Source organism: Erythrobacter sp. S249 (assembly GCF_057364975.1).
In genome coordinates, this window is the sequence record NZ_CP200287.1 from 1,862,574 (window position 1) to 1,888,932 (window position 26,359).

General features: G+C 59.3%; 28 protein-coding genes. 23 read left to right on the forward strand and 5 right to left on the reverse strand.

What is annotated here, in order from left to right; translation table 11 throughout:
• Nucleotides 1-35 precede the first annotated feature (35 nt).
• From sufC to AC0V6V_RS08880, 8 genes are read left to right on the forward strand one after another with little or no spacing between them, the layout of a single operon-like run.
• Nucleotides 36-812 carry a Fe-S cluster assembly ATPase SufC gene (gene sufC, locus AC0V6V_RS08845; protein ID WP_486165025.1) on the forward strand — a complete coding sequence of 259 codons (777 nt, stop codon included), beginning with the start codon at nucleotides 36-38 and terminating at the stop codon, nucleotides 810-812.
• Complete coding sequence (locus AC0V6V_RS08850; protein WP_486165026.1) at nucleotides 812-1,357, forward strand: DUF7010 family protein; 546 nt, start codon at nucleotides 812-814, stop codon at nucleotides 1,355-1,357. Before sufC ends, AC0V6V_RS08850 begins: the two co-directional genes overlap by 1 nt.
• Nucleotides 1,354-2,112, forward strand: a complete 759-nt coding sequence (locus AC0V6V_RS08855) for a SufD family Fe-S cluster assembly protein (protein WP_486165027.1) — start codon at nucleotides 1,354-1,356, stop codon at nucleotides 2,110-2,112. The genes AC0V6V_RS08850 and AC0V6V_RS08855 overlap by 4 nt, the downstream gene beginning before the upstream one ends.
• Nucleotides 2,109-3,353, forward strand: coding sequence for an aminotransferase class V-fold PLP-dependent enzyme (locus AC0V6V_RS08860; protein ID WP_486165028.1), 1,245 nt, complete (start codon nucleotides 2,109-2,111; stop codon nucleotides 3,351-3,353). Before AC0V6V_RS08855 ends, AC0V6V_RS08860 begins: the two co-directional genes overlap by 4 nt.
• A complete protein-coding gene (locus AC0V6V_RS08865) occupies nucleotides 3,350-3,862 on the forward strand; it encodes an SUF system Fe-S cluster assembly protein (protein ID WP_486165029.1) in 513 nt (170 codons plus the stop codon). The genes AC0V6V_RS08860 and AC0V6V_RS08865 overlap by 4 nt, the downstream gene beginning before the upstream one ends.
• Complete coding sequence (locus AC0V6V_RS08870) at nucleotides 3,862-4,353, forward strand: GNAT family N-acetyltransferase (protein WP_486165030.1); 492 nt, start codon at nucleotides 3,862-3,864, stop codon at nucleotides 4,351-4,353. Before AC0V6V_RS08865 ends, AC0V6V_RS08870 begins: the two co-directional genes overlap by 1 nt.
• The gene (locus AC0V6V_RS08875; protein ID WP_486165031.1) at nucleotides 4,350-4,712 is read left to right on the forward strand and encodes a HesB/IscA family protein; all 363 of its coding nucleotides are present in this window, start codon (nucleotides 4,350-4,352) and stop codon (nucleotides 4,710-4,712) included. Before AC0V6V_RS08870 ends, AC0V6V_RS08875 begins: the two co-directional genes overlap by 4 nt.
• 48 nt (nucleotides 4,713-4,760) lie before the next feature.
• Nucleotides 4,761-5,174 carry a hypothetical protein gene (locus tag AC0V6V_RS08880; protein ID WP_486165032.1) on the forward strand — a complete coding sequence of 138 codons (414 nt, stop codon included), beginning with the start codon at nucleotides 4,761-4,763 and terminating at the stop codon, nucleotides 5,172-5,174.
• Between the two features lie 2 nt (nucleotides 5,175-5,176).
• On the opposite strand, the gene AC0V6V_RS08885 is transcribed toward AC0V6V_RS08880, so the two are convergent.
• From AC0V6V_RS08885 to AC0V6V_RS08895, 3 genes are all read right to left on the reverse strand, one after another.
• Nucleotides 5,177-6,118, reverse strand: a complete 942-nt coding sequence (locus AC0V6V_RS08885) for a hypothetical protein (RefSeq protein ID WP_486165033.1) — start codon at nucleotides 6,116-6,118, stop codon at nucleotides 5,177-5,179.
• 96 nt (nucleotides 6,119-6,214) lie between these two features.
• Nucleotides 6,215-6,643: a hypothetical protein gene (locus AC0V6V_RS08890; protein WP_486165034.1), complete on the reverse strand. Its 429-nt coding sequence runs from the start codon at nucleotides 6,641-6,643 to the stop codon at nucleotides 6,215-6,217.
• Nucleotides 6,636-7,361, reverse strand: coding sequence for an EI24 domain-containing protein (locus AC0V6V_RS08895; RefSeq protein WP_486165035.1), 726 nt, complete (start codon nucleotides 7,359-7,361; stop codon nucleotides 6,636-6,638). Before AC0V6V_RS08895 ends, AC0V6V_RS08890 begins: the two co-directional genes overlap by 8 nt.
• A 141-nt stretch (nucleotides 7,362-7,502) precedes the next feature.
• Between AC0V6V_RS08895 and AC0V6V_RS08900 the strand changes: the two genes are divergently transcribed.
• Together AC0V6V_RS08900 and AC0V6V_RS08905 are read left to right on the forward strand one after the other, a co-directional pair.
• Nucleotides 7,503-8,507 (forward strand): adenosine kinase, encoded by a 1,005-nt coding sequence (locus AC0V6V_RS08900; protein WP_486165036.1) that lies wholly within the window; start codon nucleotides 7,503-7,505, stop codon nucleotides 8,505-8,507.
• A gap of 927 nt (nucleotides 8,508-9,434) precedes the next feature.
• Nucleotides 9,435-9,635 (forward strand): KTSC domain-containing protein, encoded by a 201-nt coding sequence (locus tag AC0V6V_RS08905; protein WP_486166074.1) that lies wholly within the window; start codon nucleotides 9,435-9,437, stop codon nucleotides 9,633-9,635.
• Between the two features lie 32 nt (nucleotides 9,636-9,667).
• Here the strand turns inward: AC0V6V_RS08905 and purD are convergent, their stop codons facing one another.
• Nucleotides 9,668-10,951, reverse strand: a complete 1,284-nt coding sequence (gene purD, locus AC0V6V_RS08910; protein WP_486165037.1) for a phosphoribosylamine--glycine ligase — start codon at nucleotides 10,949-10,951, stop codon at nucleotides 9,668-9,670.
• On the opposite strand from purD, the gene xseA reads away from it, so the two are divergent.
• Genes xseA through AC0V6V_RS08930 form a run of 4 tightly spaced genes read left to right on the forward strand, consistent with a single transcriptional unit; the run spans nucleotide 10,950 to nucleotide 14,741 of the window.
• A complete protein-coding gene (gene xseA / locus AC0V6V_RS08915) occupies nucleotides 10,950-12,455 on the forward strand; it encodes an exodeoxyribonuclease VII large subunit (protein WP_486165038.1) in 1,506 nt (501 codons plus the stop codon). The two genes, purD and xseA, sit on opposite strands and share 2 nt — an antisense overlap.
• A gap of 23 nt (nucleotides 12,456-12,478) precedes the next feature.
• Nucleotides 12,479-12,682: a DUF2093 domain-containing protein gene (locus AC0V6V_RS08920; protein WP_486165039.1), complete on the forward strand. Its 204-nt coding sequence runs from the start codon at nucleotides 12,479-12,481 to the stop codon at nucleotides 12,680-12,682.
• A complete protein-coding gene (locus AC0V6V_RS08925; protein WP_486165040.1) occupies nucleotides 12,679-13,653 on the forward strand; it encodes a M23 family metallopeptidase in 975 nt (324 codons plus the stop codon). The genes AC0V6V_RS08920 and AC0V6V_RS08925 overlap by 4 nt, the downstream gene beginning before the upstream one ends.
• Before the next feature lie 32 nt (nucleotides 13,654-13,685).
• Entirely contained in the window at nucleotides 13,686-14,741 is a 1,056-nt protein-coding gene (locus AC0V6V_RS08930; protein WP_486165041.1) for an esterase-like activity of phytase family protein, read from the forward strand.
• Nucleotides 14,742-14,826: 85 nt separating this feature from the next.
• On the opposite strand, the gene rpmB is transcribed toward AC0V6V_RS08930, so the two are convergent.
• Nucleotides 14,827-15,117, reverse strand: a complete 291-nt coding sequence (gene rpmB, locus AC0V6V_RS08935; RefSeq protein WP_472640163.1) for a 50S ribosomal protein L28 — start codon at nucleotides 15,115-15,117, stop codon at nucleotides 14,827-14,829.
• Between the two features lie 151 nt (nucleotides 15,118-15,268).
• Here rpmB and AC0V6V_RS08940 point away from each other — a divergent pair, with 151 nt between their 5' ends.
• From AC0V6V_RS08940 to nirD, 9 genes are all read left to right on the forward strand, one after another.
• Complete coding sequence (locus AC0V6V_RS08940; RefSeq protein ID WP_486165042.1) at nucleotides 15,269-15,724, forward strand: nucleoside deaminase; 456 nt, start codon at nucleotides 15,269-15,271, stop codon at nucleotides 15,722-15,724.
• 144 nt (nucleotides 15,725-15,868) lie between these two features.
• Entirely contained in the window at nucleotides 15,869-16,450 is a 582-nt protein-coding gene (locus AC0V6V_RS08945) for an ANTAR domain-containing response regulator (RefSeq protein WP_486137923.1), read from the forward strand.
• Nucleotides 16,450-17,655, forward strand: coding sequence for an ABC transporter substrate-binding protein (locus AC0V6V_RS08950; protein WP_486165043.1), 1,206 nt, complete (start codon nucleotides 16,450-16,452; stop codon nucleotides 17,653-17,655). Before AC0V6V_RS08945 ends, AC0V6V_RS08950 begins: the two co-directional genes overlap by 1 nt.
• Before the next feature lie 208 nt (nucleotides 17,656-17,863).
• The gene (locus AC0V6V_RS08955) at nucleotides 17,864-19,294 is read left to right on the forward strand and encodes a CmpA/NrtA family ABC transporter substrate-binding protein (RefSeq protein WP_486166300.1); all 1,431 of its coding nucleotides are present in this window, start codon (nucleotides 17,864-17,866) and stop codon (nucleotides 19,292-19,294) included.
• A gap of 22 nt (nucleotides 19,295-19,316) precedes the next feature.
• Complete coding sequence (locus AC0V6V_RS08960; RefSeq protein WP_486165045.1) at nucleotides 19,317-20,381, forward strand: ABC transporter permease; 1,065 nt, start codon at nucleotides 19,317-19,319, stop codon at nucleotides 20,379-20,381.
• An 11-nt stretch (nucleotides 20,382-20,392) separates the two neighbouring features.
• A complete protein-coding gene (locus AC0V6V_RS08965; RefSeq protein ID WP_486165046.1) occupies nucleotides 20,393-22,078 on the forward strand; it encodes an ABC transporter ATP-binding protein in 1,686 nt (561 codons plus the stop codon).
• Between the two features lie 160 nt (nucleotides 22,079-22,238).
• Nucleotides 22,239-23,450, forward strand: a complete 1,212-nt coding sequence (locus AC0V6V_RS08970) for an alginate export family protein (protein WP_486165047.1) — start codon at nucleotides 22,239-22,241, stop codon at nucleotides 23,448-23,450.
• A gap of 39 nt (nucleotides 23,451-23,489) precedes the next feature.
• Nucleotides 23,490-26,009, forward strand: a complete 2,520-nt coding sequence (gene nirB, locus AC0V6V_RS08975; protein WP_486165048.1) for a nitrite reductase large subunit NirB — start codon at nucleotides 23,490-23,492, stop codon at nucleotides 26,007-26,009.
• Nucleotides 26,006-26,350 carry a nitrite reductase small subunit NirD gene (gene nirD / locus AC0V6V_RS08980; protein ID WP_486165049.1) on the forward strand — a complete coding sequence of 115 codons (345 nt, stop codon included), beginning with the start codon at nucleotides 26,006-26,008 and terminating at the stop codon, nucleotides 26,348-26,350. The genes nirB and nirD overlap by 4 nt, the downstream gene beginning before the upstream one ends.
• The last annotated feature ends 9 nt before the right edge of the window (nucleotides 26,351-26,359 follow it).

The following is a 26,359-nucleotide window of genomic DNA, read 5'->3' on the forward strand; positions in this document are numbered from 1 at the left end:
CTGGCGACAACCATTTTGCAAAGAGAACATGTCCAATGCTGAAGATTAAAAACCTCCACGCCGAAACCGCCGGCAAAGCAATCCTAAAGGGGCTGAGCCTCGAGATTCGCCCTGGCCAGGTGCACGCGATTATGGGCCCCAATGGCGCGGGCAAATCGACGCTCGCCAATGTGCTGGGCGGAAAGCCGGGTTACGAAGTGACCGGCGGCAGCGTCGAGTTCATGGGCCAAGACCTGCTTGATCTGGACCCGCATGAGCGCGCCGCTGCTGGCCTGTTTTTGGGCTTCCAATATCCGGTTGAGATCCCCGGTGTATCCAATGTGCAATTTCTGCGCGAGGCGCTGAACGCTCAGCGCAAAGTGCGCGGCGAAGAGCCATTGTCCGGCGGCGAGTTTCTGAAGCTCGCTAAGGAAAAGGCAGGACTGCTTGGCATGGATATGGACATGCTAAAGCGGCACGTGAATGTCGGCTTTTCCGGCGGCGAGAAAAAGCGCGCGGAAATGGTGCAAATGGGCATTCTTGCCCCGTCGCTGGCGGTGCTGGACGAGACCGATAGCGGCCTCGACATCGATGCACTGCGCGTGGTGGGTGAGGGCATCAATGCCATCATGCGTCCGCAAGGCGGCGCAGCGGATAAGGGCGTGCTGCTGATCACCCACTACCAACGTCTGCTCGACGTCGTGAAGCCTGACTTGGTGAGCGTGCTGGCCGATGGCCGGATTATCGAAACCGGCGGCCCAGAGCTAGCTCTGCGGCTTGAGAACGAAGGCTATGACGCGGTTATGGCCGAAAACCTCGGGGCGGCGGCGTGATGGATCGCACAGCATCCCTAGAATCGCTCCACGCGGATTTTCGCGCAACGGGCACGAAATCCATGCCGATTGCCGGCATGATTTGTTGGGCCGGCTTGGGCATTGCGGCATTGAGCTTGCCCGATGCCACCGTGGGCACATTGGCGCTCTATATTATGATGGGTATTATGCCGATCGCTTTCACGCTCGACAAACTTCAGGGGAAGAACCTTTTCTCTGGCGGTGAGAACCCGCTTGTGAAGATGTTTCTGCTCTCGATTGTTGGAATCGCGGTGACCGTGCCTGTCGTCCTGTTTGGCGCGCAGCTCTCGGGCGAGCCCGATCTGGTCGTGCTGGGTATGGCAATCCTCGCAGGTGTGATTTGGATCCCTTATGGTTGGGCAGCCGATGATAAGGTCGGAGTTTATCACGCGGTTGGACGTGCGATCGGCTGTTACGTCGCATTCAAAATGGTTGAAGAACCTTACCGTGCAACGGCGATCTGCGCCGTGGTTGTTGCGAGCTACGTTTACTCTCTGATCTTTATGCGAAAGGTTGGCTCATGAGCGAACTGGCCACTCTTCCAACCCGGCACGATGAGGCCTGGCGCTATGCCGATATTGCGGCGGCAGAGGCGATTGGCGCTGAGGCGCTGAACGCTTGGCGAGAGGTTTCCGTGGCCGCGGGTGAGACGCACCGTGAGACCTTTGTGCTAGACGGCGATGCGCCTGCGGTCACGCGGCTGCGCGTGGCGCTGGGCGAAGGCGCGCGGGCGGAGTTCTTCGCGGTCAACGCAGCCAGCGGCTCAGCCCGGTTAGAGATCGAAGTGACATTGGCACGCGCTGCGCATTTCGAGTTTGGCTGCGTGACGATTGGCGGCGGCGATGCCACCCGCGAATTCGTAACCAAGACCGTTCATGCAGAGCCCGATGGGACCAGCAACCAGACCGTGCGCAGCGTGCATTGGGGCACTGCCTCTGGCAATTTCCTGGGCGAGATCAACGTCGCGCGCCATGCGCAAAAGACGGACGCTGCGCAGGACTTCAAAGCGCTGCTGCTAGAAAAAGGCGCGAGCGCCAATGCCGTCCCTCAGCTTGAGATCTTCGCCGATGATGTGAAATGCGCACACGGCGCGACCATGGGCCAGCTCGACGAGAGCGCACGGTATTATATGGCCGCACGCGGTATTGCTCCTGATGTAGCGCAGCGTTTGCTTGTGCAGGCCTTTCTTGGCGATGCTCTGGTGGCAATGGGCGACACGGATGCGCAGGCGCAGCTGCTGGATGTGGCGCTGGCCGCGCTGGAGAGGAGCGCACTGTGAACGCGCCCGCTGCCTTGACCCGCGATGCTGGTGATCTGCGCCGAGCCGACTTTCCTGGTCTTGTCGGCCGGGACGGTTCGCCGTGGCATTATCTCGATACCGCCGCGACCTCGCAAAAGCCGCAGGCGGTGATTGATGCGATGGCCCGCGCGATGGGCGAGGATTATGCGACCGTTCACCGCGGCGTTTATGCGCGCTCTGCGGAAATGACCGCAGCCTATGAAGGCGCGCGGCGCACGATTGCGCGCTTCATTGGCGGGCAGGAAAACGAGCTGGTCTTCACGCGCGGCGCGACCGAGGCAATCAACCTGGTAGCAAACACCTGGGGCGAAGCCAATATCGGCGCTGGCGACCGGATTTTGCTCTCTCAGCTGGAGCATCACTCCAATATTGTGCCGTGGCAAATGCTCGCCGAGCGTGTCGGCGCGTATATCGACGTGTGCCCGCTGACCGATGATCACCAAATTGATCTGAACGCCGCCGAAGCCATGCTGACCGAGCGGCACAAGCTCGTCGCCTTTGGCCATGTCTCCAACGTTCTGGGCTCTGTTCTGGACGCGAAGCGTGCGGCTGATCTGGCGCATAAGGTCGGTGCGAAGCTGCTGCTGGATGGTTGTCAGTCGGCCCCGCATATGCCGGTCGATGTGGCGGCGCTGGCTTGCGACTTCTACGTCTTCTCCGCGCACAAGCTTTACGGCCCGACCGGGATCGGCGCGCTGTGGGCGAGGGCGGACATTCTGGACGCTATGCCCCCGTGGGAGGGCGGCGGCGCAATGATTGACCGCGTGACCTTTGAAAAGACCACCTATGCCCCTGCGCCGCAGCGGTTTGAGGCGGGCACCCCTGCCATTGCTGAGGCGATCGCTTTTGCAGCGGCGGCTGATTATGTCAGCGAAGTGGGCTTGGGCCAGATTCACGCGCGCGAAAGCGCTTTGGTTGCTCGGCTGCGCAATGAACTGGGCGCGATGAATGATGTGCGCCTGTTCGGCCCTGCGGACAGCGCGGGCATCGTCAGCTTTGCGATCGATGATATTCACCCGCATGATCTTGGCACCATCCTCGACGAGGCCAATGTCGCTATCCGCGCGGGACACCATTGCGCACAGCCCCTGATGGAGCATCTGGGCGTGCCAGCAACAGCGCGGGCCAGTTTCGCGCTCTATTCGAATGATGATGATGTTGATGCGCTGCTCGAAGGCATTGCGCGGACGCGTCGTTTGTTTTTGGGAACTTCGCAATGAACAAGCCAGAAAATGACACCGAGTTTGTCGCGGCCCCTGCGCCGAATGAAGACGTATTGGCCAACAAGCCAAAGCGCGCGCGGGTGGACGATGCGATTGACCCTGATGCCGAGGTTCAGGCCGCGTCTGACGAGCCGCGCAAGCGCGACTATCTAGAGGGCTTTCTGGCTAAGGCACCCGCGACCGGCGAAGTCGGCGGCGCGGGCAGCGATTTGCAACAGGCGGTGGTCGATGCGCTCAAGGAAATTTACGATCCCGAGATACCCGTCAACATCTATGACCTTGGTCTGATCTACGGCGTGGAGGTTGATGACGAAGCTGATGTGACCGTCACTATGACGCTGACAACGCCGCATTGCCCGGTTGCCGAAACCATGCCGGGTGAAGTGGAGCTGCGTGCGGCCAGCGTGCCGGGCATTCGCGATGCTGAAGTTGATCTGGTATGGGATCCGCCTTGGGGCCCGGATAAGATGACGGATGAAGCGCGGCTTGAGTTAGGAATGCTGTGATGAGTGCAGTGAAAATAAAAAAAGCCGACTATGCTGACCGACAGGATGCCGAAGACCTGGTTGATTTGCTGGGCTATTATGCGCTCGATCCAATGGGAGGAGGAGCCCCCCTCGATCCCGAAGTTCGCGCCAACCTTGCTGCGCGTCTGCAGGAGCAACAGAACGCTTTCTCCCTGATAGCGTATTGCGATGGGGAGCCGGCAGCGCTGGCAAATTGTTTTTTTGGATTCTCGACGTTTTCTGCAAGGTTACTCGTCAACATTCACGATATTGTGGTCAAAACGGCCTATCGCGGGAAGGGCTTGGGCAAAGCATTGTTCGCCGAGATTGAGAGTATCGCAGCCCAAAATGGAGCGTGCAAAGTCACGCTGGAAGTTCTGAGCGGGAATGAGCCTGCCAAGGCCCTATACAGCTCTTTGGGTTACGGCGATTATCAACTGGACCCAAACAAAGGCCATGCTTTGTTTTGGCAGAAGGAGCTGGCGGCATGACCGATATCAAAACCAAAACGCGCAAGATCCCTGCGGCCGTCACCCTGACCAAAGGCGCGGAGGCGCGCGTGGCTGAGTTGATGAGCAAAGCGCCTGAAGATGCGATTGGCGTAAAGCTGTCGACGCCGCGCCGCGGCTGCTCAGGCCTTGCCTATTCGGTTGATTACGTCACCGAAGAGGTCGCAATGGACGAGAAGATCGAGACGCCGGGCGGCATCTTCTACATCGACGGCGCGAGCGTGCTCTATCTGGTCGGCTCAATCATGGATTGGGTTGAGGATGATTTCACCGCCGGGTTCACTTTCGAGAACCCCAATGCCAAGGGCGCTTGCGGCTGCGGCGAGAGCTTTATGGTGTAGGCTGATTGCTTGCTGGCTAATTGTGTATTAGTATGATAGTACACCCTCATGGCTCGTAAGCAACAAAGCCGCCAAGAGCGCTATCAAGATGTCATGCGCGACATTGAACAGCGCAAACGCGAAACCAGACGACGTGCACGTGCGCGCGAAAAGCTCCTAGGTGTTTCGCTCAGTGATCGATCTACAGAAATCAAAGGTGGCGAGGCTCTCGCGATAGAGAGAGTGCTGCGCGCAATTGATCGGGAGATAGTCAAACTTACCAAGAGAATTGATCGCACAGCTCAAGAGAAAGAGAGGCTGCTGCTGAAAGCGGAATTCGCGCATCTGCAAAAGTTGCGTGATCGGATGGACCTTCGCCGCAAGAAACCGCCCGAATCAGGCATTGCTGTCCCGGCTGTGCCACCAAGCGGGCCCACGCCGAAGCAAGGCGGAGCTGCAGCTCCACTGGACTTCAGCGACTGAGCTTAACCCTCTTCGCTAAGGCGTTTGATTAGTGCCTGTTCAAGCGCATCCAGTTCGCCGTCGGCATCGACCATGCCTTGCAGCCAGGCGTTCTCGTTTTCGGTCACGATATTGCCTTCTGCGGCGCGTTCCTCGAACTGAGAATTCGAGCCCTTTTTGCCGAACACTTTGCCAAAATTGTTGGCGACGTCTGGCGCTGCTTTCGCCATTCTGCCCATGAAGCGGCCGACATTCGCTTTGTTGTCGGCGATGAACGCTTCTAGCTCTTTAGCGCGTTCGTGGCTGATCTGAGCATGGGCGAGGTGGAAGCCTTTGAGATAGTTCGCGATGCCATCGACGAACAGATCTGCCCATTCCGGCGCGTTCGCATCGTCTTTCGTTGCGTCTTTCAGGCGGAACAGCATTTCTGCGTCAAACCGGGTGACGGCCGCTGTGCCGTGGCCGCCGCTGGCAAAGATCAGGCGGCGCAGGATCTTGCATTCAGACGCGCTGATATGCGTGTCTGACAATTCGCCGCCATCGCGGGTAGGGCCAGTGCCAGTCAGCACTTCGTTTTCAACCTGCTTCAGCGCATAGTGCTTTAGCGTGTCTGGCACGTTTTGCGCGCGCTCAACGATGCGAACGATCGCTTCGAGTTCCGCCATGCTGTCGACTTTGCCGTCGTGATCGATCTGAGCGATCAGCCATTTCGCTTCGTCTTCGTCGCACATCAGGCGCGGGTCGGTGCCATTGAGGACAAATTCGCCAATCGCCTCCACGAAGAAGTCGGTCCATTCTGGGCTAGGGTTTTCGACCACATTGTTGATCGCGAAAATCGCTTCGGCTTCTGCGCGGTGGATGATGCCATCGCCCCAGCCAAGCTGGCGCAAGGAGAGCAATTCCTCAGCAGAGATGTGCCCGTCTTCACTGGCACGGCGGGCGAGATCGGCAAATTGGGTTGTCATGGCGTGTCAAAGTCCCTTCGCAATTGCGCGAAGTCTTACCGCAAAAGTGCTTAAAGCCCGGTTACCATAGTGTGCGGCGCTTACGCCGAGGGGCCTTTAGCGGCGGGCCAAATCGCGCACGCAGCTCGCCTCATCCACGCTGGTGCCGCCTTCCGGATTGCGCGCCTCGACATAGGTTGCTGTTGGCGTTTGCCCCGGCTCCAGCGGATAGAGGAAGACGTCGAGCACGCATCCTTCGCCTGCAAATTGCAGCTTGCGCGCATCCCCCTCGACCAGGTCAATGCGGGCATCGCCAAAGCTGGCGGTGAGCTGTTCTGCGCGCGCGCCAATTACGCCGCCGAGATTGCCGGCATTTTGTACCGTAGGCGGTCTGAACCCGCCGCCTGCCGGCTGATCTCCGCTGCGCACTGTGGTGGTCAGCGGCCCGGTGCGGGTGACGCCCGGCGTGTGCGTGGCCCCGCCGCCAGAGGTGCTGGCACACGCGCCAAGCAGCAATGTTGCCGCAAGCCCAAGCTCTTTACGCATCAACGCCCCTTTGATCTCGCGGCAAGCGGCCGCGCGCATGGTGGGTCAAATGGGTTCCCGCAGCGGCGCCCAGGATTGGGGCAAGCAGATTTGCAAATGGCACCAGCATCAATCCCACAATCACACCGCCCAGCGCCAATCGCTGAAGCGGGCCCACTGGAGTGCCGGTATCATCCGGCTGGCGATGCCGAAGCCACGCCATATCAGTGAGTTCGCGCCCCAATAGCACCGCGTTGACGATTAGGAAAACCAAGGCGGGGCCGATGGCTGTGAACAACAGGATGATCGCGATGGGTAGCGCCAGCAGGTTGAAGCCCAAGGCACGGCCAATCCCGCGCAGACTGTTGCTGAGGTCTTCGCGAAACGGCAGGTCTCGGGCGGAGCTGGCGGCGTCTGGATAGTGGCGCTGCTCCACCGCGCGCACGATCTCATCAGCGAAGAACTGCAGCACGGCGAGCGCGACGATACGGAACAGCAACCAGCCCATGAGCAATGTGACCACCACCGTCACGCCTGCGGTGATCGTGCCGGTGTAGTCGCCGCTGTTGTAGGGCGCGATCCAGCGCTCCACCATGGCATCAATCGCGAACCACATGCCGGTACCCAGCACGGCGAAGATCGCCAAGGTGATGAGCAGGGATTTGGCGAGCACTTTGAGCACGGCGCGGTCGGTCAGCTGCGCAAATCCCTTCGCCAATGCCGTGATGACCGCTTTCATAGCGCCACCGTTGCGAGATGCGCCCACGCAAGTCAAACTCGGGAGTGGTCTGATCCGTCGTGCGGTAACACTTGGCCTGCGCCCTCAAGCGGGCTAGGCGCTGCGGCGCAATTCAGACTTTTAGCCAAACAGGACTTTGCTGTGCCAGAACCCGTAAACGAGCCGCGTTATGATGTGATCGCCATTGGCAATGCAGTGGTGGATGTGATCGCCGCTTGCGAAGAGGAGCTGATCGAGGAGCTGGGTCTCAATCGCGGCGGCATGACTTTGGTCGACGAAGCGCGCGCGGATGAGCTGTACGAGGCGATGCCGCCTGCGCGTGAGGTGTCTGGCGGATCAGCGGCGAACACACTCGCGGGCCTTTCCACTTTGGGTATGCAATGCGCGTTCATCGGCCAGGTTGCGGATGATCAGCTGGGCAAGGTGTTCCGCCACGATATGCGCGCCACCGGCATCGATTTCGACACGGCCGCGCGCAGCGGAGAGCCTGCCACGGGACGCGTCCTCATCTTCGTAACGCCCGATGGCGAGCGCACGATGAACACCTTCCTTGGCGCAGGCCAGTATCTCCCGGCTTCCGCACTTGATGAAGAGCTGATCGCAAGCGGCGCGATCCTCTATCTCGAGGGCTATCTGTGGGATCCGGAAGAGCCGCGCCGCGCGATGCGCCGCGCCATCGAGGTCGCGCGCGCAGCGGGCCGCAAGATCGCCTTTACCGCGAGCGAGAGCTTTGTGATTGATCGCCATGGCGACGACTTCCGCGAGATGATCGAGGCGGGCCTGATCGACATCCTGTTCGTCAATGAGAGCGAGCTTGCGACGCTGACTGGTGAGGCTGAGTTTGAGGCTGGCGTCGCCGCGGTCGCTGGCAAGGTGCCGGTTCTGGTCGCCACCCGCGGCGAGAAGGGCGCTATCGCGATTGCGCATGGCGAGCGCGCAGAGGTTGCCGCTGTGCCGATTGACAAGGTCGTCGATAGCACGGGGGCTGGCGATCAGTTCGCGGCGGGCTTCCTCTCTGGCTATGCCAAGGGTGAGCCGCTGACGCGCTGTCTGAAGCGCGGCGCGATCACTGCGGCTGAGGTGATCTCCCACTATGGCCCGCGTCCCGAGGCGGACATGAAGGCGATGATGGAAGAGAGGTTGTAGGGCTTTGGTATCACGCAGGTCCATCCGGACCAGCGTCTCCTCGCTCTCACGGCCTGAAGGCCGCATCGCTGCGGGCGGCCAATGCGGCCTTGCGAACCCTGTCGGGTTCGAACGGGCTCATGGTAGCGCGGCAGCAGAGCCTCACTCCATTCACCGCTGGTGAGGCACGCTTGGAACGGCTGGAACACAGTCCAGGGCCGAAAGTGCATTCGATTAACGCAGGAGCGTATGATCGGATTTATCGATCAAAATTGGCTGGGGTCTGACGATGTGAAAGAGCGCGGGCTTCCTAGCAAAGCCGACCTGAGTAGGAAAATTCACCACGAGCCGTCGCCTCCCAGATCCGGGGGGCAGCTACAGCGAATCGCTGCTTTTGTGAAAGTCGATTTTGACCCAAGTGAGTCAAGATTTAGCTTACTTTGAAGACCCTCAAACGAGGCATCGTTGCGGCTCCCCTGTGGACAATATGACTTATCCACCGGAAGTGACAAAGCGGCAAAAGGTTCAAGAGTTCAGGATTTTAAACGAGTCGCGGCATTCGTATACGATCCCAAAATGTTCGATCGTCTTTTTCCGAGATATCCCCGAAGTTACACCTCTTGCGTCCAATCGCGAGGTTATTCAACATACTGATGGACAGCGAAAAGCCGGACCCCAAAAATGAGGCCCGGCCTATCGTTTGCCGGGGTAGTTTCGAGGCCACCCGGTGCAAAGCAGCTGTGTCTAGCAGCATTCGCAAACTGCGGATGTTACCTGTTTTGGTCAAGGTCTCTTTTTAGAAGGAGCCCTTACTATGGGACAAAAAATAAGGCGCCAGACAGCGCATCGTAGCTCTGTAGACGGTCAGTTTGTCACGGAGAATTATGCTAAAAGAAACCCACGTGAAACCGAGAAAGAGCGGATCAAGCGTCCGGATTGGAAGCGCTAATGCTATCCGCCTCTTTCAATTCGTCGGCTATTTCTAGCGCGACATACGGTCCGGCCAATGGAGACCTGCACATCGTGTTCACTAGTGGAAGAGGTTATGACTTCTGCGGTGTCCCAATGCGCGTTTGGCAGGGGCTTTGCTCCGCAGGTTCAACTGGCAGTTATTACAACGCTGTTATAAAAGATAACTATCAGTGCTGATACAGTGGTGGGGGCGACTTAACTCGCTCCCATCATTGCCCCTCCCGCTCAACCTCGCGCCAGCCAATATCCCTCCGGCAAAAGCCGCTCTCAAAATTCAGCGCATCAACCGCGCCATAGGCGGTTTTCTGGGCTTCGGTGGCGCTCATGCCTTTGGCCGTCACGTTGAGCACGCGCCCGCCATTGGCCACCAGCTGACCATCGACCATAGCCGTGCCAGCGTGGAAGACCTTGGCCGCGCCGCCATCGCGCAGCGCCTCTGCCAGGCCCAGATTGATCTGCCCGCCTTTTTCCGGCGTGCCGGGATAGCCTTTGGCCGCCATCACCACCGTCATTGCAGTGGCGGGTGAGAAGTTTGCCTCGCATCCGGCAAGCTCGCCCTTGGCGCAGGCCAGCATGATCTCGGCCAGATCGCTGGTCAGCCGGGTCATCAGCACTTGGCATTCCGGATCGCCAAAGCGACAATTGTATTCGATCAGCTTTGGCCCCGCTTCGGTCAGCATCAGGCCCGCATAGAGCACTCCGGAATAGGGCATGCCCTCTGCGCGCATGGTCTCAACCGTGGGTTTGATGACCTCGTCCATCACGCGCGATTGAAGCTCTGACGTTAGAACGGGCGCAGGCGAATAGGCGCCCATGCCGCCGGTGTTCGGCCCGGTGTCGCCTTCGCCCACGCGCTTGTGATCCTGAGCGGTGCCAAAGGGCAAGATTGCGGTGCCATCGGTGATCGCGAAGAAGCTCGCCTCTTCGCCGCGCATAAACTCCTCGATCACCACCTCTGCGCCCGCCGCGCCAAAACGCCCGCCGAACATATCGGCCAGCGCCGCCTCGGCCTCTTCGCGGGTTTCGGCGATCACCACGCCCTTGCCCGCCGCCAGCCCGTCGGCCTTCAGCACGTACGGCGCGTCGAATTTCCCCAGAGCATCCTCGGCTTCATCAAGCGTGGTCGTGCGGACATAGCCAGCGGTGGGGATATTCGCCCGGTCGCACAGCTCCTTGGTAAAACCCTTGCTGCCTTCCAGCTGAGCGGCGGCGGCAGAGGGGCCGAACACGGCGGTGCCGCCTTCGCGCAGGCTATCGGCCAGGCCATCGACCAGCGGCGCCTCTGGCCCGATCACCACCAGATCAATCGCCTTTTCCGCGCAGAACGCGGCGACCGCCAGATGGTCGCTGGCATCAAGCGTGACGAGCTGAGCCTCTTCACCAATGCCGGGATTGCCGGGGGCAGCGTATAGCTTTGTGCATGACGGGGATTGCGCCAGCTTCCACGCTAACGCATGTTCGCGCCCGCCCGACCCAAGTAAAAGGATATTCATGGCTTCCCCGCCGATTGATAGTGACAAACAGGCCAATCTCGTAGCGCGAGAGCGGGAGGGCGACAACGCTCAGCCGCTGTCGATCACCGAGATTTCTGGTCTGCTGAAGCGCACGGTCGAGGATCGCTTTGGCTATGTCCGGCTGCGCGGGGAAATGTCCGGCGTAAAACGCGCGGCCTCGGGCCATATGTACCTTGCGCTGAAAGACGAAAAGGCCGTGATCGACGGGGTGATGTGGCGCGGCAACACGTCGAAGCTGGCGTTTAACCCGGAAGACGGGCTGGACGTCATCGCGAGCGGCAAGCTGACGACCTATCCGGGCCGCTCAAAATATCAGATCGTGATCGACAATCTGGAGCTGGCGGGTGAGGGCGCGCTGCTGGCGCTGCTGGAAAAAACTCGCGCTAAACTGGCGGCAGAGGGCCTGTTTGCCAGCGAACGCAAGCGGGCTTTGCCCTATCTGCCGCGCGTGATTGGCGTGGTGACGTCACCCACAGGCTCTGTGATCCGCGATATTCTGCACCGACTGGCGGATCGTTTCCCCAGCCACGTGCTGGTGTGGCCAGTGCTGGTTCAGGGGCAGGGTTCCGCATCGCAAGTCGCAAACGCGATCCGGGGCTTTTCCGAGATGGCGCCGGGCGGCCCGACACCGCGTCCCGATCTGCTGATTGTGGCGCGCGGCGGCGGCTCTATCGAAGATCTGTGGGGCTTTAACGAGGAAGAGGTGGTGCGCGCGGTCGCCGACTGCTCGATCCCTGTGATCTCGGCGGTCGGGCACGAGACCGATACGACACTGGTGGATTACGCAGCGGATCGGCGCGCGCCGACGCCCACAGCGGCGGCGGAAATGGCCGTGCCCGTGCGGGCGGACCTCGCCGCGACATTGTCTGACTTTGCCACGCGGCAACGCCGCGCGGTGCACCGCCCGGTGGAGCTGGGGCGTGAACGGCTGGAGGCGCGCGTTCAGCGGCTGCCGCTGCCGGAAAACCTGCTTCAGCCGCAGATCCAGCGGCTTGATGATCTGGCCGAACGTCTGCGGCGCGGCCTGACGATGAGCGCGGGTAAAGGGCGAGAGGCACTGGCCGGAGTGTCGGCACGGCTATCACCTGCCATCTTGCGCCGCGGGGCGCAGGATGCACGGCGCAGGCTCGATCAAGTGCGCTTGATGCCGGCCTTGGTGGAGCAGCCCTTGGCGCGAAAGCGCGAGACTTTGGATGCGCTCGCGCGGCTCGCAAGCCAGTTTCATCCAGAAAAACCGCTGGAGCGCGGCTATGCGATTGTTCGCGACGCAGCCGGGCGCGCGCTGACCGGCAAAGCGCAGGCGGAGCAGGAAACGGCGCTTAAGCTTCAATTCAAGGACGGCGAGCTAGGGGTGAAAACAGGCGGTAAAGCGGGCCCCTCTGCCCAGTCTGCACCGCCACCCGCGCCCGCGCCCAAATCTACAAAACGGCGCGCGAAACCGTCTAAACCCGGGAACGCGGCGCAAACGGATTTGTTTGATTAACGCGCCATGCTAGAGAAAAAACCATGTTGATGTCATCGGGCGATAACGCCGCAAAACTCCATTACGGCCCCTCCACCTTTCGGGTTTTGAGGCCCGGCAAACACGTGCTGTGCGCGGTGAGCGGTGAGGTCATTCCGCTCGAAGAGCTGCGCTATTGGAGCGCGGATCTGCAAGAAGCATACGCCACTTGCGAGATCTCGACCAAGCGTCTGCTGGGCGAGATATGATCGCGATGCTGGGCAGCTTGCGCGGCGCTTGCCTCGCTGCGGCGCTTGGCCTGCTTGGCTGCGCGTCGGGAGAGGCGAGCACGCCCGAAACGGCGGGCGCTGAGCCTGCCAGGACGCAGCCAGCCTATACCGCGACCATCGAAGACGCGCGACCGCAGCCGAAACCGGCAACCGAGCGGATCGGCACTGCGCCGGCCTCGGTTCTGGCGAAGACCAAGCCGCAGCTCAGCTTTTCAGGCGAGCTCACCCAAGGCGGGTATATCCGCGGGCGTTTGCCGCGCGGGACGGTGTCGGCGAGTTTGGGTGATCAGACGCTTAGCATTGGCGAGGGCGGCGGCAATTTCTTCGCCGCTTTTGACCGGGACAGCCCCGGCAATCTGACTTTGTCGGCGACCTTGGAAAGCGGAGAGACCGTCACCGAAGAGCTGACCATCTCTCCGCGCGAATGGAAGATCCAGCGCGTGAATGTGGCGCGCGGTACAGGCCGCTCGAGCGAGGCCTGGTGGAGAAAGCGTGAGCCGGAATGGCTAGCGATCAAGGCTGCGCGGGAGAAAGTAACCGGCGCGGAAGGGTGGAAGCAGGACTTTATCTGGCCCGTTAAGGGGCGCATTTCGGGCCTATTCGGGCGTCAGCGGATTTATCGCGGCGAGCCTGGCTCTTATCACTCCGGGATCGATATCGCGCCGGGTAATGGCGTGCCGTTCGCCTCCCCCGCCGATGGCGTGGTGGTGCTGGCGCGCACCGGCTTTAGCCTGGAGGGCGGCCTGATCATTATCGACCACGGTGCGGGGCTCAACAGCGCATTTCTCCACGCCTCCAAGATCGCCGTGCGCGAAGGGCAGGCGGTCAAGCAAGGCGAATATATCGGCAATGTCGGCGCTACCGGGCGCGCGACGGGCCCGCATTTGCACTGGGGCCTGAAATGGCATGACACGCGCCTCGACCCGCTGCTGTTTACCGGCCCGCAGTAAAGCGGCTCAAACGGCAAGGACATCCAGCCACAATGGGGCGCAAATTCCTGATTTTAGCGGTCGCGCTTGGCCTTGCGCCGGGCACATGGCTGCGCACTAATCTGTCGACCTCGTTCGATACGCCGATTGAAGTGATCGACATTGATCAGCGCTCCGGTGTGTCCGGGCCGCTGAGGATCACTGGCGCGTGGCAGCTCGATTCGCAAAACGCGCATTTCGGCGGCTATTCCGCGCTCATCCTGCTAGGCAATGGTGACCTATATGCAGGCAGCGACCGCGGCCGGATCATGCATTTGCGGATGGTGGACGGCGCCCCGGTCTCGGACGGCACAGTGCTCGATTTCCCGCCCGGGTATGGCGAGGTGCGGCGCGGCATCGCCGACCTAGAGGGGTTCACCCGCGACCCCGAAACCGGCACGATCTGGGCGGCCTATGAGCATGGCAATGTGATTGAGCGGATTGCGCCTGATGGCACGATCAAGCGCGCCAAACCGCCGCAAATGGCCAGTTGGTCACGCAACAGCGGGCCAGAGACCATTGTCCGTCTGGAAGATGGGCGCTTTCTGGTTTTGGGCGAGGCTCCGGAAGGCGAGGGGCGCACGAATCGCCCTGGTCTGCTGTTTTCAGGCGATCCGGTCGACGGGGCTGAGGCGATAGAATTCCGCTTCTTTACAACGCGTGGCTATTCGCCGGTTGATGCGGCGCTGCTGCCGGATGGCGATGTGATCATTCTAGAGCGCCGAGTTGAATATGCCTTCCCAGCCAAGTTCTACGCCCGCCTCGTGCGCGCGGACCCCAATGAGATTGCCGAGGGCGAAGTTTGGGGCGGCGGCGTGCTGGCAACGCTTGGCCGGGCCTATTGGGGCGAGAATTTTGAGGGCATAGAGTTCGTGCCGGACCCAGCCCTTGCAGAAGATGCCGAGAATGAAGATGCAGCCCAATCCGGCTCGCTCTATCTCATCGCCGATGACAATGTCTCCGCGTTTCAGCGCACCTTGCTGCTAAGGCTGGCGTGGCCTCCGGAAGAACCGCAAGGCGACGCAGGCCGCCCGCAATCGGGCGAAAGCGGATCTACCGCAGACAAATGAAAAGGCGCGCAAGGCCTTTGCCCGCACGCCTTTTTCAAAATCCGTCAAGGAAACGCAGCCGGTAAACCCGGCCAGCCTGCCAGCCTTATGCGGCGGCTTTTTGCGCCTTGACCAATTCACGCTTCACTTTGCGTGCATTGGCAGACAGCTTGTCGTCCTTGGTCTTCAGCAGCCAATTGTCGAGCCCGCCATTGTGCTCAACCGAGCGCAGACCGTGGGTCGACACGCGGAATTTAAAGCCCCGCTCCAGCGTTTCGCTGAGCAGAGTGACGTGCTGCAGGTTCGGCAAGAACACGCGCTTTGTCTTGTTGTTGGCGTGGCTAACGTTGTTGCCAGTCAAACGACCTTTGCCGGTCAGTTCGCAAATGCGCGACATGATATCTCTCGTCTGTTCACAGTGACAGGTGGCCAAGCGATTCGGCCGCCTAAAAAGTTCGGGTGTTCCCGGAAAGGGGCGCGGATAGCCTTCACAATGCGAATCGTCAAGCAAAGTTGCGCCTATTCGCCGCGCCGTATAGCGACCGCTTATGACCCGCTGGCCCATTCCGCAACCAATGATGCACGCTCTAGAGGCGGCGCGCGAGGCCGCACGCGTGGGCGAGGTGCCGGTCGGCGCGGTGGTGATGCAGGGGGACACAGTGATCGCGGTGGCCGCCAATGCCACGCGTCAGCCGCCCGATCCCACCGGGCATGCAGAGATCCGTGCCTTGCGCGAAGCCGCCACAAAGCTGGGGCAAGATAGGCTGGGCACATGCGATTTGTACGTCACTCTGGAGCCATGCGCGATGTGCGCAGGCGCGATCAGCCACGCGCGGATTGCGCGGGTCTATTACGGCGCGAGCGATCCCAAAGGCGGCGCGGTGGAGCACGGTGCGCGCGTGTTTGAACATCCGCAATGCTTGCATAGGCCAGAGGTCTATTCCGGCATGGGCGAGGAAGAAGCGGCGGAGCTGCTGCGCGCGTTTTTTAAGGAGAGGCGGTGAGAAGGAGGGTGTCTGCTTGTTACCCATTTGCGGATCGGAGCATAATTTGTGAATAGGCGTGCCGCCGTCATGCCCCCAAAGAACGCAGTGCAAGTCCGCAATTAGCACTTGCACAATAGCCTTGCTGCGTTGCACAATAGGGTAATGCGGATCGCTATTGTCGATGAAAGCGCTGCGCGCGCCACCATAATTGAAGAGGGTTTGGCGACGCTCGATCAGTGCGAGATCTTTACCGTCACCTCTCGCGAAGGTTTGCTGTCTCGGATTGCCGAGATTGCGCCGGACGTGGTGCTTATGGATCTGGGCAACCCTTCACGCGACATGCTCGAGGAATACTTCGCCGTTAGCCGGGCGCTGGACCGTCCGATTGCCATGTTTGTTGACAAGAGCGACGACGATTCCATCGCGGCATCAATTGATGCAGGAGTTTCCGCCTATGTGGTGGATGGTCTCGCTGCCAACCGCATCCGCCCCCTCCTCGACCTTACCATGCGGCGCTTTAACGCGTTTGCGAGGCTGGAGGCGGACCTAGCGGAAGCAAAAGGGAAGTTGGCAGAACGCGAAACAGTGGACAAAGCCAAACGCATTTTGATGGACAGCAAGGGCTTAAGCGAGCCGGACGCCTACCGCGAGCTGAGACGCAAGGCGATGTCTTCCAATCGCCGTATTGTCGAGATTGCCGACGCGCTTGTGACGGCTCATGACTTGATGAAGGACACCGATTGATGAAGCGCCTTTCCATTGGTTTCCTGCCGCTGGTCGATGCGTGCCTCCCAATTCTGGCGCATGAACATGGGTTTGCGCAGGAGCAAGGGCTCGAGCTCACGTTCGTGCGCGACGTGTCGTGGGCGACTGTGCTGGATCGATTGCTGTATGGGCATACCGATGCCGCCCATATGCTGGCACCATTGGCCATCGCGACCACGCTGGGGCGCGGCCGGCCAGCTCAGCAGCTCGCAGCGCCATTCGTGCTTGGCCTAAACGGCAATGCTATTACGCTCTCCAACACGCTTGCAGAGGCGATAGGAACCGGTGGTTCGCTTGGCGACCCGAAGGAAGTTGGCGCGAAGCTCAAGGCCGAGGCGATCAAAGCCAAAGCGGCGGGCAAAAAGCTGCGTTTCGGCGTTGTGCACCGCTATTCGAGCCATAATTACATGCTGCGCTATTGGTTGGCGGCTTGCGACATTACCCCTGATGAAGAGGTGGAGATCGTCACAGTGGCGCCGCCGTTCAGTGCAGATGCGCTGGAAGCTGGCGAGATTGACGGATCCTGCGTGGGCGAACCTTGGAACAGCATCGCAGTTGATCGCGGCGCGGGCCAGATCGTTCTGGCGACGGCGCAAATCTGGCGCCGCGGCGTTGAAAAAGTGCTGGCGATGCGAGCCGATCACCTCGATGAAAAACGCGAAGAGGTGAAAGCCCTGATCCGGGCTATGCGGCAGGCAGGCGCACATTTTGTCAACCCGGACAATTGGCAGACAAACGCCGCTATTCTCTCACGCCCTGAATATTGTGATGCTTCACCCGATTTGGTCCTGAGGGCCATTTCTGATCAGTTGGTTCTGCGACAAGGCGGGCAGCCCACTCAATATCCTGACTTTATGTTCCAGCACCGCGAGGCCGCGAACTTTCCCTGGGTTAGCCAAGCAGAATGGCTCTACACGCAAATGGTCCGGTGGGACGGGCTGAAATACAGCGCCAAAGACGCTGCGGCGGCGGCCCGAGTCTTTAGACCAAACGTCTATCGCGAAGCGCAAAAGGGAACCGGAGATTCATTACCTGGGGCCAGTTCCAAGGTTGAAGGAAGCATAACCTCGCCCCTTGCAACGACCGCGCAGCAAGGCTCTATCACACTGACAAATAATAGCTTTTTTGACGGCGAAAGTTTTGATCCAGATAGAATTGAAGCGTACATTGCTGGGCAAAAGTGATGCTGCACTGCAAAAAACGCTTTACCTTTGATGCCAATGTGCAGTATTCGATTCGCGGACGGGGCGAGCTTCCAATGACGCGAAGCTTACACAAAACCTCGTAAATCTTATTTCAATATGCGTGGCAACGGTGCCGCCCGAATTCAGGCTTTTTGGTCTGTTCGTGGCGGCTTTTTTGCGTTGTCCGCATCACTAAAGGGAACGAGCAATGGCAGTGATGGCGGGATTTGAATTTAACCGACGTGGGGTTTTGACTGCGGTTTTGGCTAGCCTGGCCTTGGCGGGCTGTGGCGGTTCGCCAAGCGAGGGATCAGGCGAGACTGTTACCGCCGCCACGCTCGATGGAGAGATTGAAAAACCCAATCTGAAATTCGGGTTCATCAAGCTCACAGACATGGCTCCTCTCGCGATTGCGAAAGAAAAAGGCTTTTTTGCTGAAGAAGGCCTCAACGTTACGCTTGAACCGCAAGCAAACTGGAAAGTTCTGCTTGATGGAGTGATTGGCGGGCAACTTGACGGCGCACATATGCTGGCTGGCCAGCCGCTGGCAGCAACCATCGGATATGGAACCAAAGCGGATCTGATCGCACCGCTTAGCCTCGATCTCAATGGCAACGCCATCACCCTGTCGAACAGGGTGTGGGACATGATCAAGGCTGATCTGCCCAAGCGCGCAGATGGCAAGCCGCAGCACCCGATCTCAGCTGAACACCTCAAGCCGGTGGTCGCTGCGTTTGAGGAGCAGGGCAAGCCGTTCAATATGGGCATGGTCTTCCCGGTCAGCACACACAATTACGAGCTTCGCTATTGGTTGGCTGCGGGCGGATTGAAGCCTGGATATTATGCCGATGGCGATGTGCAGGGTGTGATTGATGCAGACGTCAAACTGTCCGTTACCCCGCCGCCGCAAATGCCGGCAACGCTCGAAGCTGGCACGATCGAAGGGTATTGCGTCGGCGAGCCATGGAACCAAGCGGCCGTATTCAAGAAGATCGGCGTGCCGGTCATCACTGATGATCAGATCTGGAATGACAATCCCGAGAAAGTCTTTGGCCTGCGCGAGGATTTTGCCGAGCAATATCCGGCAACGACAGCAGCAATGCTGCGCGCGATTATCAAGGCGCAGCAATGGCTTGATGCCGATGGCGGTGCCAATCGCAAAGAGGCCGTCGAGATCCTGTCTCGCCCCAATTATGTAGGAGCTGATGCGGAGGTGATCGCTGCATCGATGACAGGCGTGTTCACATTCGAGCCGGGCGACACACGCGAGGCCGAAGGGTTTAACATCTTCTTCGAAAAGTTCGCGGGTTACCCCTATTACTCCGACGCTATTTGGTACCTCACTCAAATGCGTCGCTGGGGACAGATCTCTCAGGACAAGAGCGACGAATGGTATTTCGAAACCGCGAAGTCAGTCTACCGCCCAGACCTCTATCTCGCCGCTGCCAACAAGCTGGTCGAAGATGGCGTGATCCCCGCTGCAAGCGTGCCGGAAACAGATGGCTTTAAGGGTGAACAAGAAGGTTTCATCGATGGCATCACCTATGATGGCAAAAAGCCAAATGACTACCTCGGCAAGTTTTCGATTGGCCTGAAGCAGGGCCAAACCGTCACCGCCTCTGGCGTGTCGAGCAAGTAATCAGAGCGATTGGAGAAGCCAAATGGCAACTGCATATGTAGACGGAGAGGCGGCAGCGGGGTCAGAAGTGATCCCGCCAACCGACGGCTCAACGACATCTAAAGCAGCGTCTGACGCCGCTGAGAAAAACGCAGAGGCTGCGGCAAGCCCCAACCCAATTGCGGCAAAGGTCGCTGATTTTGCCAAATCCCTGCTTTGGCCAACAATCGGTATCTTCGGGTTTCTGGCACTGTGGGCTATGTTGGCACCGCAGGTGGATACCTCGCTTGGTACATTGCCCGGTCCAGTGGAAGTGGGTGAGCAAGGCATTGCACTGTACGACGAATACTCCGCTGCCAAAGAGGCGGAGGGTCAATTCTATGCCGATCAGGATGCGCGCAATGAAGCCGCTATTGCTGCCGGAAATTCAGGCGCAGTGCGCGACTTTGAATATGCAGGTCCGCCCACCTTCCTCGATCAGATTGTGACTTCGTTGCAAACAGTTGCTTTGGGCTTTATCCTGGCGACAATATTCGCAGTGCCGATTGGTCTGTTGGCTGGACTTTCCACGCGCTTTAATGCGGCGATCAACCCGCTCATTCAGATCATGAAACCGGTTAGCCCGCTCGCTTGGTTGCCGATTGTGACCATGGTGATCTCAGCGATGATCACGAGCGCAGACCCGCTTTTACCCAAAGCCTTTGTTATCTCGGCGCTCGTGGTGATGCTGTGCTCGCTCTGGCCAACACTCATCAACACCGCCGTTGGCACAAGCTCAATCGACAAAGACTTGCTCAATGTTGGTAAAGTGCTGCGGCTTGGCTGGTTTGCAAAGCTCACCCGGCTCGTGTTGCCAGCGTCCCTGCCCTACATCTTCACCGGAATGCGGTTGTCGCTGGGTGTGGGCTGGATGGTTCTGATCGCGGCAGAAATGCTGGCGCAAAACCCGGGTCTGGGAAAATTCGTCTGGGATGAATTCCAAAACGGAAGCTCGCAAAGCCTTGCACGGATCATGTTTGCAGTGGTCGTCATTGGCCTCATCGGCTTCATGCTCGACCGGACAATGATGAGCCTGCAATCACTCGTTTCCAAGAACCGCACAGTCTGAGGGGAATTGTGATGAGCGATACAGCATTTCTTTCTCTCGCCGGGGTGACCAAGTCTTACAAAGGTAAGAACGGTGAAACGACCGATGTCCTTGCTGGCATCGACCTGGATGTCCGCGAGGGGGAATTCATCGCCATTCTAGGCTTCTCGGGCGCCGGCAAAACGACTTTGATTTCCAGTGTCGCCGGTCTGGTTGAGCCTGATGGCGGATCAATCACCCTGCGCGGCAAGCCGATCAATGGCCCTGACCGAGAGCGCGGGCTTGTGTTTCAGTCCTATTCCCTGTTCCCCTGGCTGTCGGTCAAACAGAACGTCGCTCTGGCTGTAGATGCGGTGCATAAGGATCGCAGCAAGGCGGATCGTGAAGCGCTGATTAGGCAGAAAGTCGAGCTGGTTGGGCTTGATCACGCGATGGATCGCAAGCCTGCTCAGCTTTCCGGCGGCATGCGTCAACGTGTGGCGGTTGCGCGTGCGCTCGCTATGGAGCCGGAAATTCTCTTACTGGACGAGCCGCTCTCTGCGCTCGATGCGCTGACCCGCGCGAAGCTTCAGGACGAGATTGAGCGTATCCGCAAGGAAGAAGGACGGACGATTGTCCTCGTCACCAATGACGTGGACGAGGCGCTGCTGCTGGCAGACCGTATCGCAGTTCTAACGCCCGCCCCCGCGGCAAAGATCGGCAAGATGTTCGATGTTGATGTGGCGCGGCCACGTGAGCGTGAAGCGGTCAATGATGACCTGCAATATCAATCGCTGCGCAAGGAAATTGTCGGCTACCTAAGCGCGTTGAACTCAGACGCTGGCGCGGCCGGTGAGAGCAGCATTGACTTGCCAAATGTCACTCCGCTCGATCTCGCGCCGCCACCGCAAGCCTACCGCGAGGCAGCATTTAGCCCCGTCGAAAAACGCTATCTTGAGTTTTACAAGCTCGACAAGGTTTATCCGACACCGAAGGGGCCGCTCAAAGTGGTCGAGAACTTCGACCTGTTGATGGATAGAGGCGAGTTCATCTCGCTAATTGGCCATTCGGGTTGCGGTAAATCGACCGTGCTCACCATGGCGGCTGGCCTGAATGAAATCACTGGTGGCGGCATCGTGCTGGACAACCGCGAGATTAGCGCCGCCGGGCCGGACAAGGCCGTGGTGTTTCAGGCGCCCAGCCTGATGCCATGGCTGACCGCGCGGCAGAATGTCGAGCTGGGCGTCGAGCGCGTCTACCCGCATGCGGAAAAGTCGGAACGGCGCGATATCGTTGAGTATTATCTTGAACGCGTGGGCCTCGGCGATGCAATGGATAAGATGGCGGCGGAAATGTCGAACGGCATGCGTCAACGGGTCGGCATTGCCCGCGCCTTTGCTTTGTCGCCGCGCTTGCTCTTGCTGGATGAACCATTTGGCATGCTGGACAGTCTCACGCGTTGGGACTTGCAGGATGTGCTGGTGGATGTCTGGAACCGCACCAAGGTGACAGCAATCATGGTCACTCATGATGTCGATGAGGCAATTCTGCTCGCGGACAAGGTGGTGATGATGACCAACGGTCCGCGCGCGACAATCGGCAAGGTGCTCGAGGTAGATTTGCCGCGCCCGCGCGATCGCAAAGAGCTGCTCGAGCACCCCAAATTCTATCAATACCGTCAGGAAGTCCTGCATTTCTTGGCCGAATATGATCACGGTCCGGCTGCAAAAGTGGCCTGATCACAACCCATTTGCAGGGCGGGATAGCAACGGCGCTATCTCACACAGCCCTGTCTAAATTTGCGGCTCTTAACCGGGTCGTGCTTCGCGGGCAGCGGCGCTCGCCTTCCAACTCTCAAGCAAGGGACGCTTGCGTCCGAACCATCAAAGGAAGGTCTTCATGCGTAAAACTCTAGGAATCGCCGCGCTGCTCACGTCAACAATGTTCGCCGCTCCAGCCTTGGCGGATGCTGGCGATCCTATCGAGATTGGTGAAGGCGTGACGCTCGATCCGATCCTCGATGTGCGGTTTCGGATTGAAACGGCCGATCAACCAACTTTTCCCGACAATGCAAGCTCGGTCACTGTTCGCGCACGGGCAGGCGCTCAGATCGCCAGTGGAGGGTTCTCTTTCCTCGCCGAAGCGGAGGGGACCGTCGCGCTCGATGACAATTACAACGATACGATCCCGGGTAATGGGATTGAACCATTTCCGGTCATCGCGGACCCGGACAGTTTCGACCTAAACCGGCTGCAAGTGGCCTATAAGGGCGACAATTTCGGCGTCACCGTTGGTCGCCAGCGGGTCATCCTTGGCGACGCGCGCTTTGTCGGCAATGTCGGCTGGCGTCAGAACGAACAGACCTTTGATGCTGTGCGCGGGACCGCGAAATTCGGCCCGGTCTCGCTCGATGCGACCTATGTCATTCAACAAAACACGATCTTTGGCAGCGAAAGCCCGAACAGCGATTTCGACGGCGACTTCGTTTTCCTGAACGGCAGTCTCGACCTCGACGTGGTGAAGGCAACCGCATATTCCTACACAATCGATTACGACACACGGCTGGCGTTCTCCAGCCAGACCTTTGGCGGCGTGGTATCCACGAGTATTCCGGCTGGCCCGCTCAAAATCGGTCTTCGCGCAGGAGTGGCGACACAGTCGGACATCGGCGGAAATCCTATCGTTTATGATGCTGGATACCTCGTCGGGGAAGCAAGTGCACAATTCGCAGGCTTTACCCTGCGCCTGCAATATGAAGAGCTGGGCAGTGATAATGGGATCGCCGCGTTCCAAACCCCGCTGGCCACCGCGCACAAGTTTAACGGCTTTGCGGATCTGTTTCTTGTGACGCCCGCCACGGGCCTGCGCGACAGCAATGTGCGCCTGGCCAAGAAGTTCACCATCCCAGGGCTCACCACTTTCACAGCGGCCGTGACCTATCACGAATTCGACAGCGATTTTGGCGGTATCGACTACGGTACGGAATTTGACGCTGTCGTAAGCTTCAAGGCCGGGCCGTTCGGTATCCTTGCCAAATATGGCAGCTACAACGCCGATAATTTCGCCGTCGATACCGACCGTTTCACGCTGCAAGCCGGCATCAGTTTTTGATCCTCAGACACACGCAATCAAGCAAACGGAGAGAGCAAAGTGAACGCGCAAACAAGCTTTGAAAGCGGCGCAGGTTTGGAAGGCCGCGAACGTCTGGTCGTGATCGGCAATGGTATGGCGGGCTGCCGCGCGGTGGAGGAAATCCTTGCCGCTTGCCCGGATCGCTATGCCATTACGATCTTCGGCGCAGAGCCTCGGGTCAACTACAATCGCATCATGCTCTCTCCGGTATTGGCAGGCGAAAAGACCTTCGACGAAATCGTCATCAACACCGAGGAATGGTACACTGAAAACGCGATCAAGCTGATTGCAGGCGATCCCGTGGTTCATATCGATCGGGAGGCACAGCAAGTCGTATCGCGCGGCGGGGTGATCGAGAGTTTTGACAAGCTGTTGATCGCCACCGGCTCTGATCCTTTCGTCATCCCGGTGCCCGGCAAGGATTTGGACGGTGTCGTGACTTTCCGCGATCTCGATGATGTCGAAACAATGCTGGCCGCCGCCAAAACCAGCACAAAAGCTGTCGTGATCGGCGGCGGTTTGCTGGGGCTTGAGGCGGCGCACGGACTTTCATTGCGCGGTATGGAAGTGACCGTTTTGCACCTGATGCCGACGCTGATGGAGCGGCAGCTTGATGAAGCGGCAGGTTTCTTGCTCAAGTCCGAGCTGGAAGGCCGGGGCATGACCATCCTTACCGGCGCTGACACAGGTGAAATCGTCGAAGCGGATGGCAAGGTCGCTGGCGTCAAACTGAAAGACGGCACGGAGATTGAAGCCGATCTGGTCGTCATGGCGGTTGGCATCCGTCCCAATGGCACACTAGCAAAAGCATCCGGGATCGACGTTGAGCGCGGCATTGTTGTCGATGACCACATGGTCACATCGGACCCCAATGTGCTCGCCGTGGGCGAATGCGTTCAGCATCGCGGCGCGTGCTACGGCCTTGTCGCACCGCTGTGGGATATGTGCCGTTCACTGGCGGCTGGACTGGCTGAGCAGCCCAAGGGGTATGAGGGTTCCGTCACCTCCACCAAGCTCAAAGTTTCAGGCGTTGACCTATTTTCCGCTGGTGACTTTTCCGGCGGCGAGGATTGCGAAGACATCGTCATGCGCGATGCCTCTCGCGGGATCTACAAACGCGTTGTCGTCAAGGATAACAAGGTCATCGGCGCCGTCCTCTACGGCGACACCCAAGACGGCAATTGGTATTTTGACCTCCTCAAGAAGGAAGAAGATGTCTCGGATATCCGTGAAGCCCTGATCTTTGGTCAGGCTTTCGCTTCAGGCGGCGTATCGCTGGACCCTGAGGCCGCCGTTGCAGCATTGTCCGACGACGCAGAAATCTGCGGCTGCAACGGCGTATCAAAAGCTCAGGTCGTCGGATGCATTAATGATGGCGCAAACAGCGTCGATGCGGTGCGCTCCACCTGCAAGGCCTCGGCCAGCTGCGGATCGTGCACCGATCTGGTCGAGAGCCTGCTCGCGCTGACATTGGGTGACGAGGTTGAGAAAAGCGCCAATACGATGTGCGGCTGCACTTCGTTTGGTCATGACCATGTGCGCCGAACCATTGTCGAGCGTGAATTCAAGTCCATTCCAGAGGTCATGCAGGAACTGCACTGGTCGACGCCGGATGGCTGCTCCAAATGCCGCCCGGCGCTCAATTACTACCTGCTGTGCGCATGGCCAGGCGAGTATATTGACGATCAGAAAAGCCGCTTCGTCAATGAACGCCTGCACGCCAATATCCAGAAAGACGGCACCTATTCGGTTGTCCCGCGCATGTGGGGCGGTGTCACCAATCCGCGAGAGCTGCGCGCGATCGCTGACGTGACCGAGAAATACAATGCCCGCATGGTGAAAGTCACCGGGGGTCAGCGGCTCGACATCTTTGGGATCAAGAAGGAAGACCTGCCTGCCGTTTGGGCCGATCTCAACGCTGCGGGCATGGTGTCAGGCCACGCCTACGGCAAGTCGCTTCGGACGGTTAAGACCTGCGTGGGGTCCGAATGGTGCCGCTTTGGAACGCAGGATTCCACCGGGCTTGGTATCAAGCTGGAGCAGATGAGCTGGGGCAGTTGGATGCCGCATAAGTTCAAGATGGCTGTCTCTGGCTGCCCGCGCAATTGCGCTGAGGCGACGATCAAAGACTTTGGCGTGATCTGTGTCGATTCTGGCTACGAAATCCATATTGGCGGCAATGGCGGCATCAAAGTGCGCGTCACCGACCTGATCGGGCGCGTCGAAACCGAAGAGGAAGCGCTTGAGCTCTCCGCCGCCTTTATCCAGCTTTACCGGGAAGATGCCTGGTATCTGGAACGCACGGCACCTTGGGTGGAGCGCAAGGGTCTGGAATGGGTGAAATCGCAGCTGTTTGATGATCCCGCGACCGTGCCCGCTTTGGCTAAACGTTTCCGCTTTTCACAAAGCTTTAGCCAGGATGATCCATGGGCGCAGCGTGCCTCTGGTGATCGCGCTGACCTGCACAGCCATCTTGGTTCTATCGGAGCGGGTCCGCCCACCGATGGCGCGATCAAGCAAGTGGAGCCAGCAGAATGAGCGCGCCAGATTGGGTAAGCGTTTGTTCGAGCAGCGCCATCGAGCCCGGCATGGCTGGCACTGTGCCGGTTGATGGCGGGCCAGAGATTGCGGTCTTCCACACGATCGGCGGCGATTTTTACGCGCTTGTCAATTCCTGTCCGCACAAAGGCGGTCCGCTCAGCCAAGGCATCGTCCATGGCGACAGCGTTTCGTGCCCACTTCACAATTGGCGTATTTCGCTCCGCTCCGGCGAGGCGCTGGGGGACGATGAAGGCTGCACGCCAACCATTCCGTTGAAGGTTGAAGACGAGCTGATTTGGCTTGACCGGGCGGCGATAATGGCCCGGCAAGGGGCCTGAGTTACAGCC

What these genes read in the sequence shown, in the direction of transcription:
- AC0V6V_RS08950 (WP_486165043.1), top strand. Translation starts at nt 16,450, where the DNA reads ATGAAGCGCCTTTCCATTGGTTTCCTGCCGCTGGTCGATGCGTGCCTC.
- AC0V6V_RS08895 (WP_486165035.1), bottom strand. Translation starts at nt 7,361, where the DNA reads ATGAAAGCGGTCATCACGGCATTGGCGAAGGGATTTGCGCAGCTGACC.
- AC0V6V_RS08890 (WP_486165034.1), bottom strand. Translation starts at nt 6,643, where the DNA reads ATGCGTAAAGAGCTTGGGCTTGCGGCAACATTGCTGCTTGGCGCGTGT.
- AC0V6V_RS08965 (WP_486165046.1), top strand. Translation starts at nt 20,393, where the DNA reads ATGAGCGATACAGCATTTCTTTCTCTCGCCGGGGTGACCAAGTCTTAC.
- AC0V6V_RS08920 (WP_486165039.1), top strand. Translation starts at nt 12,479, where the DNA reads ATGTTGATGTCATCGGGCGATAACGCCGCAAAACTCCATTACGGCCCC.
- AC0V6V_RS08940 (WP_486165042.1), top strand. Translation starts at nt 15,269, where the DNA reads ATGACCCGCTGGCCCATTCCGCAACCAATGATGCACGCTCTAGAGGCG.
- AC0V6V_RS08885 (WP_486165033.1), bottom strand. Translation starts at nt 6,118, where the DNA reads ATGACAACCCAATTTGCCGATCTCGCCCGCCGTGCCAGTGAAGACGGG.
- AC0V6V_RS08905 (WP_486166074.1), top strand. Translation starts at nt 9,435, where the DNA reads ATGCTATCCGCCTCTTTCAATTCGTCGGCTATTTCTAGCGCGACATAC.
- AC0V6V_RS08870 (WP_486165030.1), top strand. Translation starts at nt 3,862, where the DNA reads ATGAGTGCAGTGAAAATAAAAAAAGCCGACTATGCTGACCGACAGGAT.
- AC0V6V_RS08865 (WP_486165029.1), top strand. Translation starts at nt 3,350, where the DNA reads ATGAACAAGCCAGAAAATGACACCGAGTTTGTCGCGGCCCCTGCGCCG.
- rpmB (WP_472640163.1), bottom strand. Translation starts at nt 15,117, where the DNA reads ATGTCGCGCATTTGCGAACTGACCGGCAAAGGTCGTTTGACTGGCAAC.
- sufC (WP_486165025.1), top strand. Translation starts at nt 36, where the DNA reads ATGCTGAAGATTAAAAACCTCCACGCCGAAACCGCCGGCAAAGCAATC.
- AC0V6V_RS08970 (WP_486165047.1), top strand. Translation starts at nt 22,239, where the DNA reads ATGCGTAAAACTCTAGGAATCGCCGCGCTGCTCACGTCAACAATGTTC.
- AC0V6V_RS08945 (WP_486137923.1), top strand. Translation starts at nt 15,869, where the DNA reads ATGCGGATCGCTATTGTCGATGAAAGCGCTGCGCGCGCCACCATAATT.
- purD (WP_486165037.1), bottom strand. Translation starts at nt 10,951, where the DNA reads ATGAATATCCTTTTACTTGGGTCGGGCGGGCGCGAACATGCGTTAGCG.
- AC0V6V_RS08960 (WP_486165045.1), top strand. Translation starts at nt 19,317, where the DNA reads ATGGCAACTGCATATGTAGACGGAGAGGCGGCAGCGGGGTCAGAAGTG.
- AC0V6V_RS08875 (WP_486165031.1), top strand. Translation starts at nt 4,350, where the DNA reads ATGACCGATATCAAAACCAAAACGCGCAAGATCCCTGCGGCCGTCACC.
- AC0V6V_RS08850 (WP_486165026.1), top strand. Translation starts at nt 812, where the DNA reads ATGGATCGCACAGCATCCCTAGAATCGCTCCACGCGGATTTTCGCGCA.
- AC0V6V_RS08855 (WP_486165027.1), top strand. Translation starts at nt 1,354, where the DNA reads ATGAGCGAACTGGCCACTCTTCCAACCCGGCACGATGAGGCCTGGCGC.
- xseA (WP_486165038.1), top strand. Translation starts at nt 10,950, where the DNA reads ATGGCTTCCCCGCCGATTGATAGTGACAAACAGGCCAATCTCGTAGCG.
- AC0V6V_RS08880 (WP_486165032.1), top strand. Translation starts at nt 4,761, where the DNA reads ATGGCTCGTAAGCAACAAAGCCGCCAAGAGCGCTATCAAGATGTCATG.
- nirD (WP_486165049.1), top strand. Translation starts at nt 26,006, where the DNA reads ATGAGCGCGCCAGATTGGGTAAGCGTTTGTTCGAGCAGCGCCATCGAG.
- AC0V6V_RS08955 (WP_486166300.1), top strand. Translation starts at nt 17,864, where the DNA reads ATGGCAGTGATGGCGGGATTTGAATTTAACCGACGTGGGGTTTTGACT.
- AC0V6V_RS08930 (WP_486165041.1), top strand. Translation starts at nt 13,686, where the DNA reads ATGGGGCGCAAATTCCTGATTTTAGCGGTCGCGCTTGGCCTTGCGCCG.
- AC0V6V_RS08925 (WP_486165040.1), top strand. Translation starts at nt 12,679, where the DNA reads ATGATCGCGATGCTGGGCAGCTTGCGCGGCGCTTGCCTCGCTGCGGCG.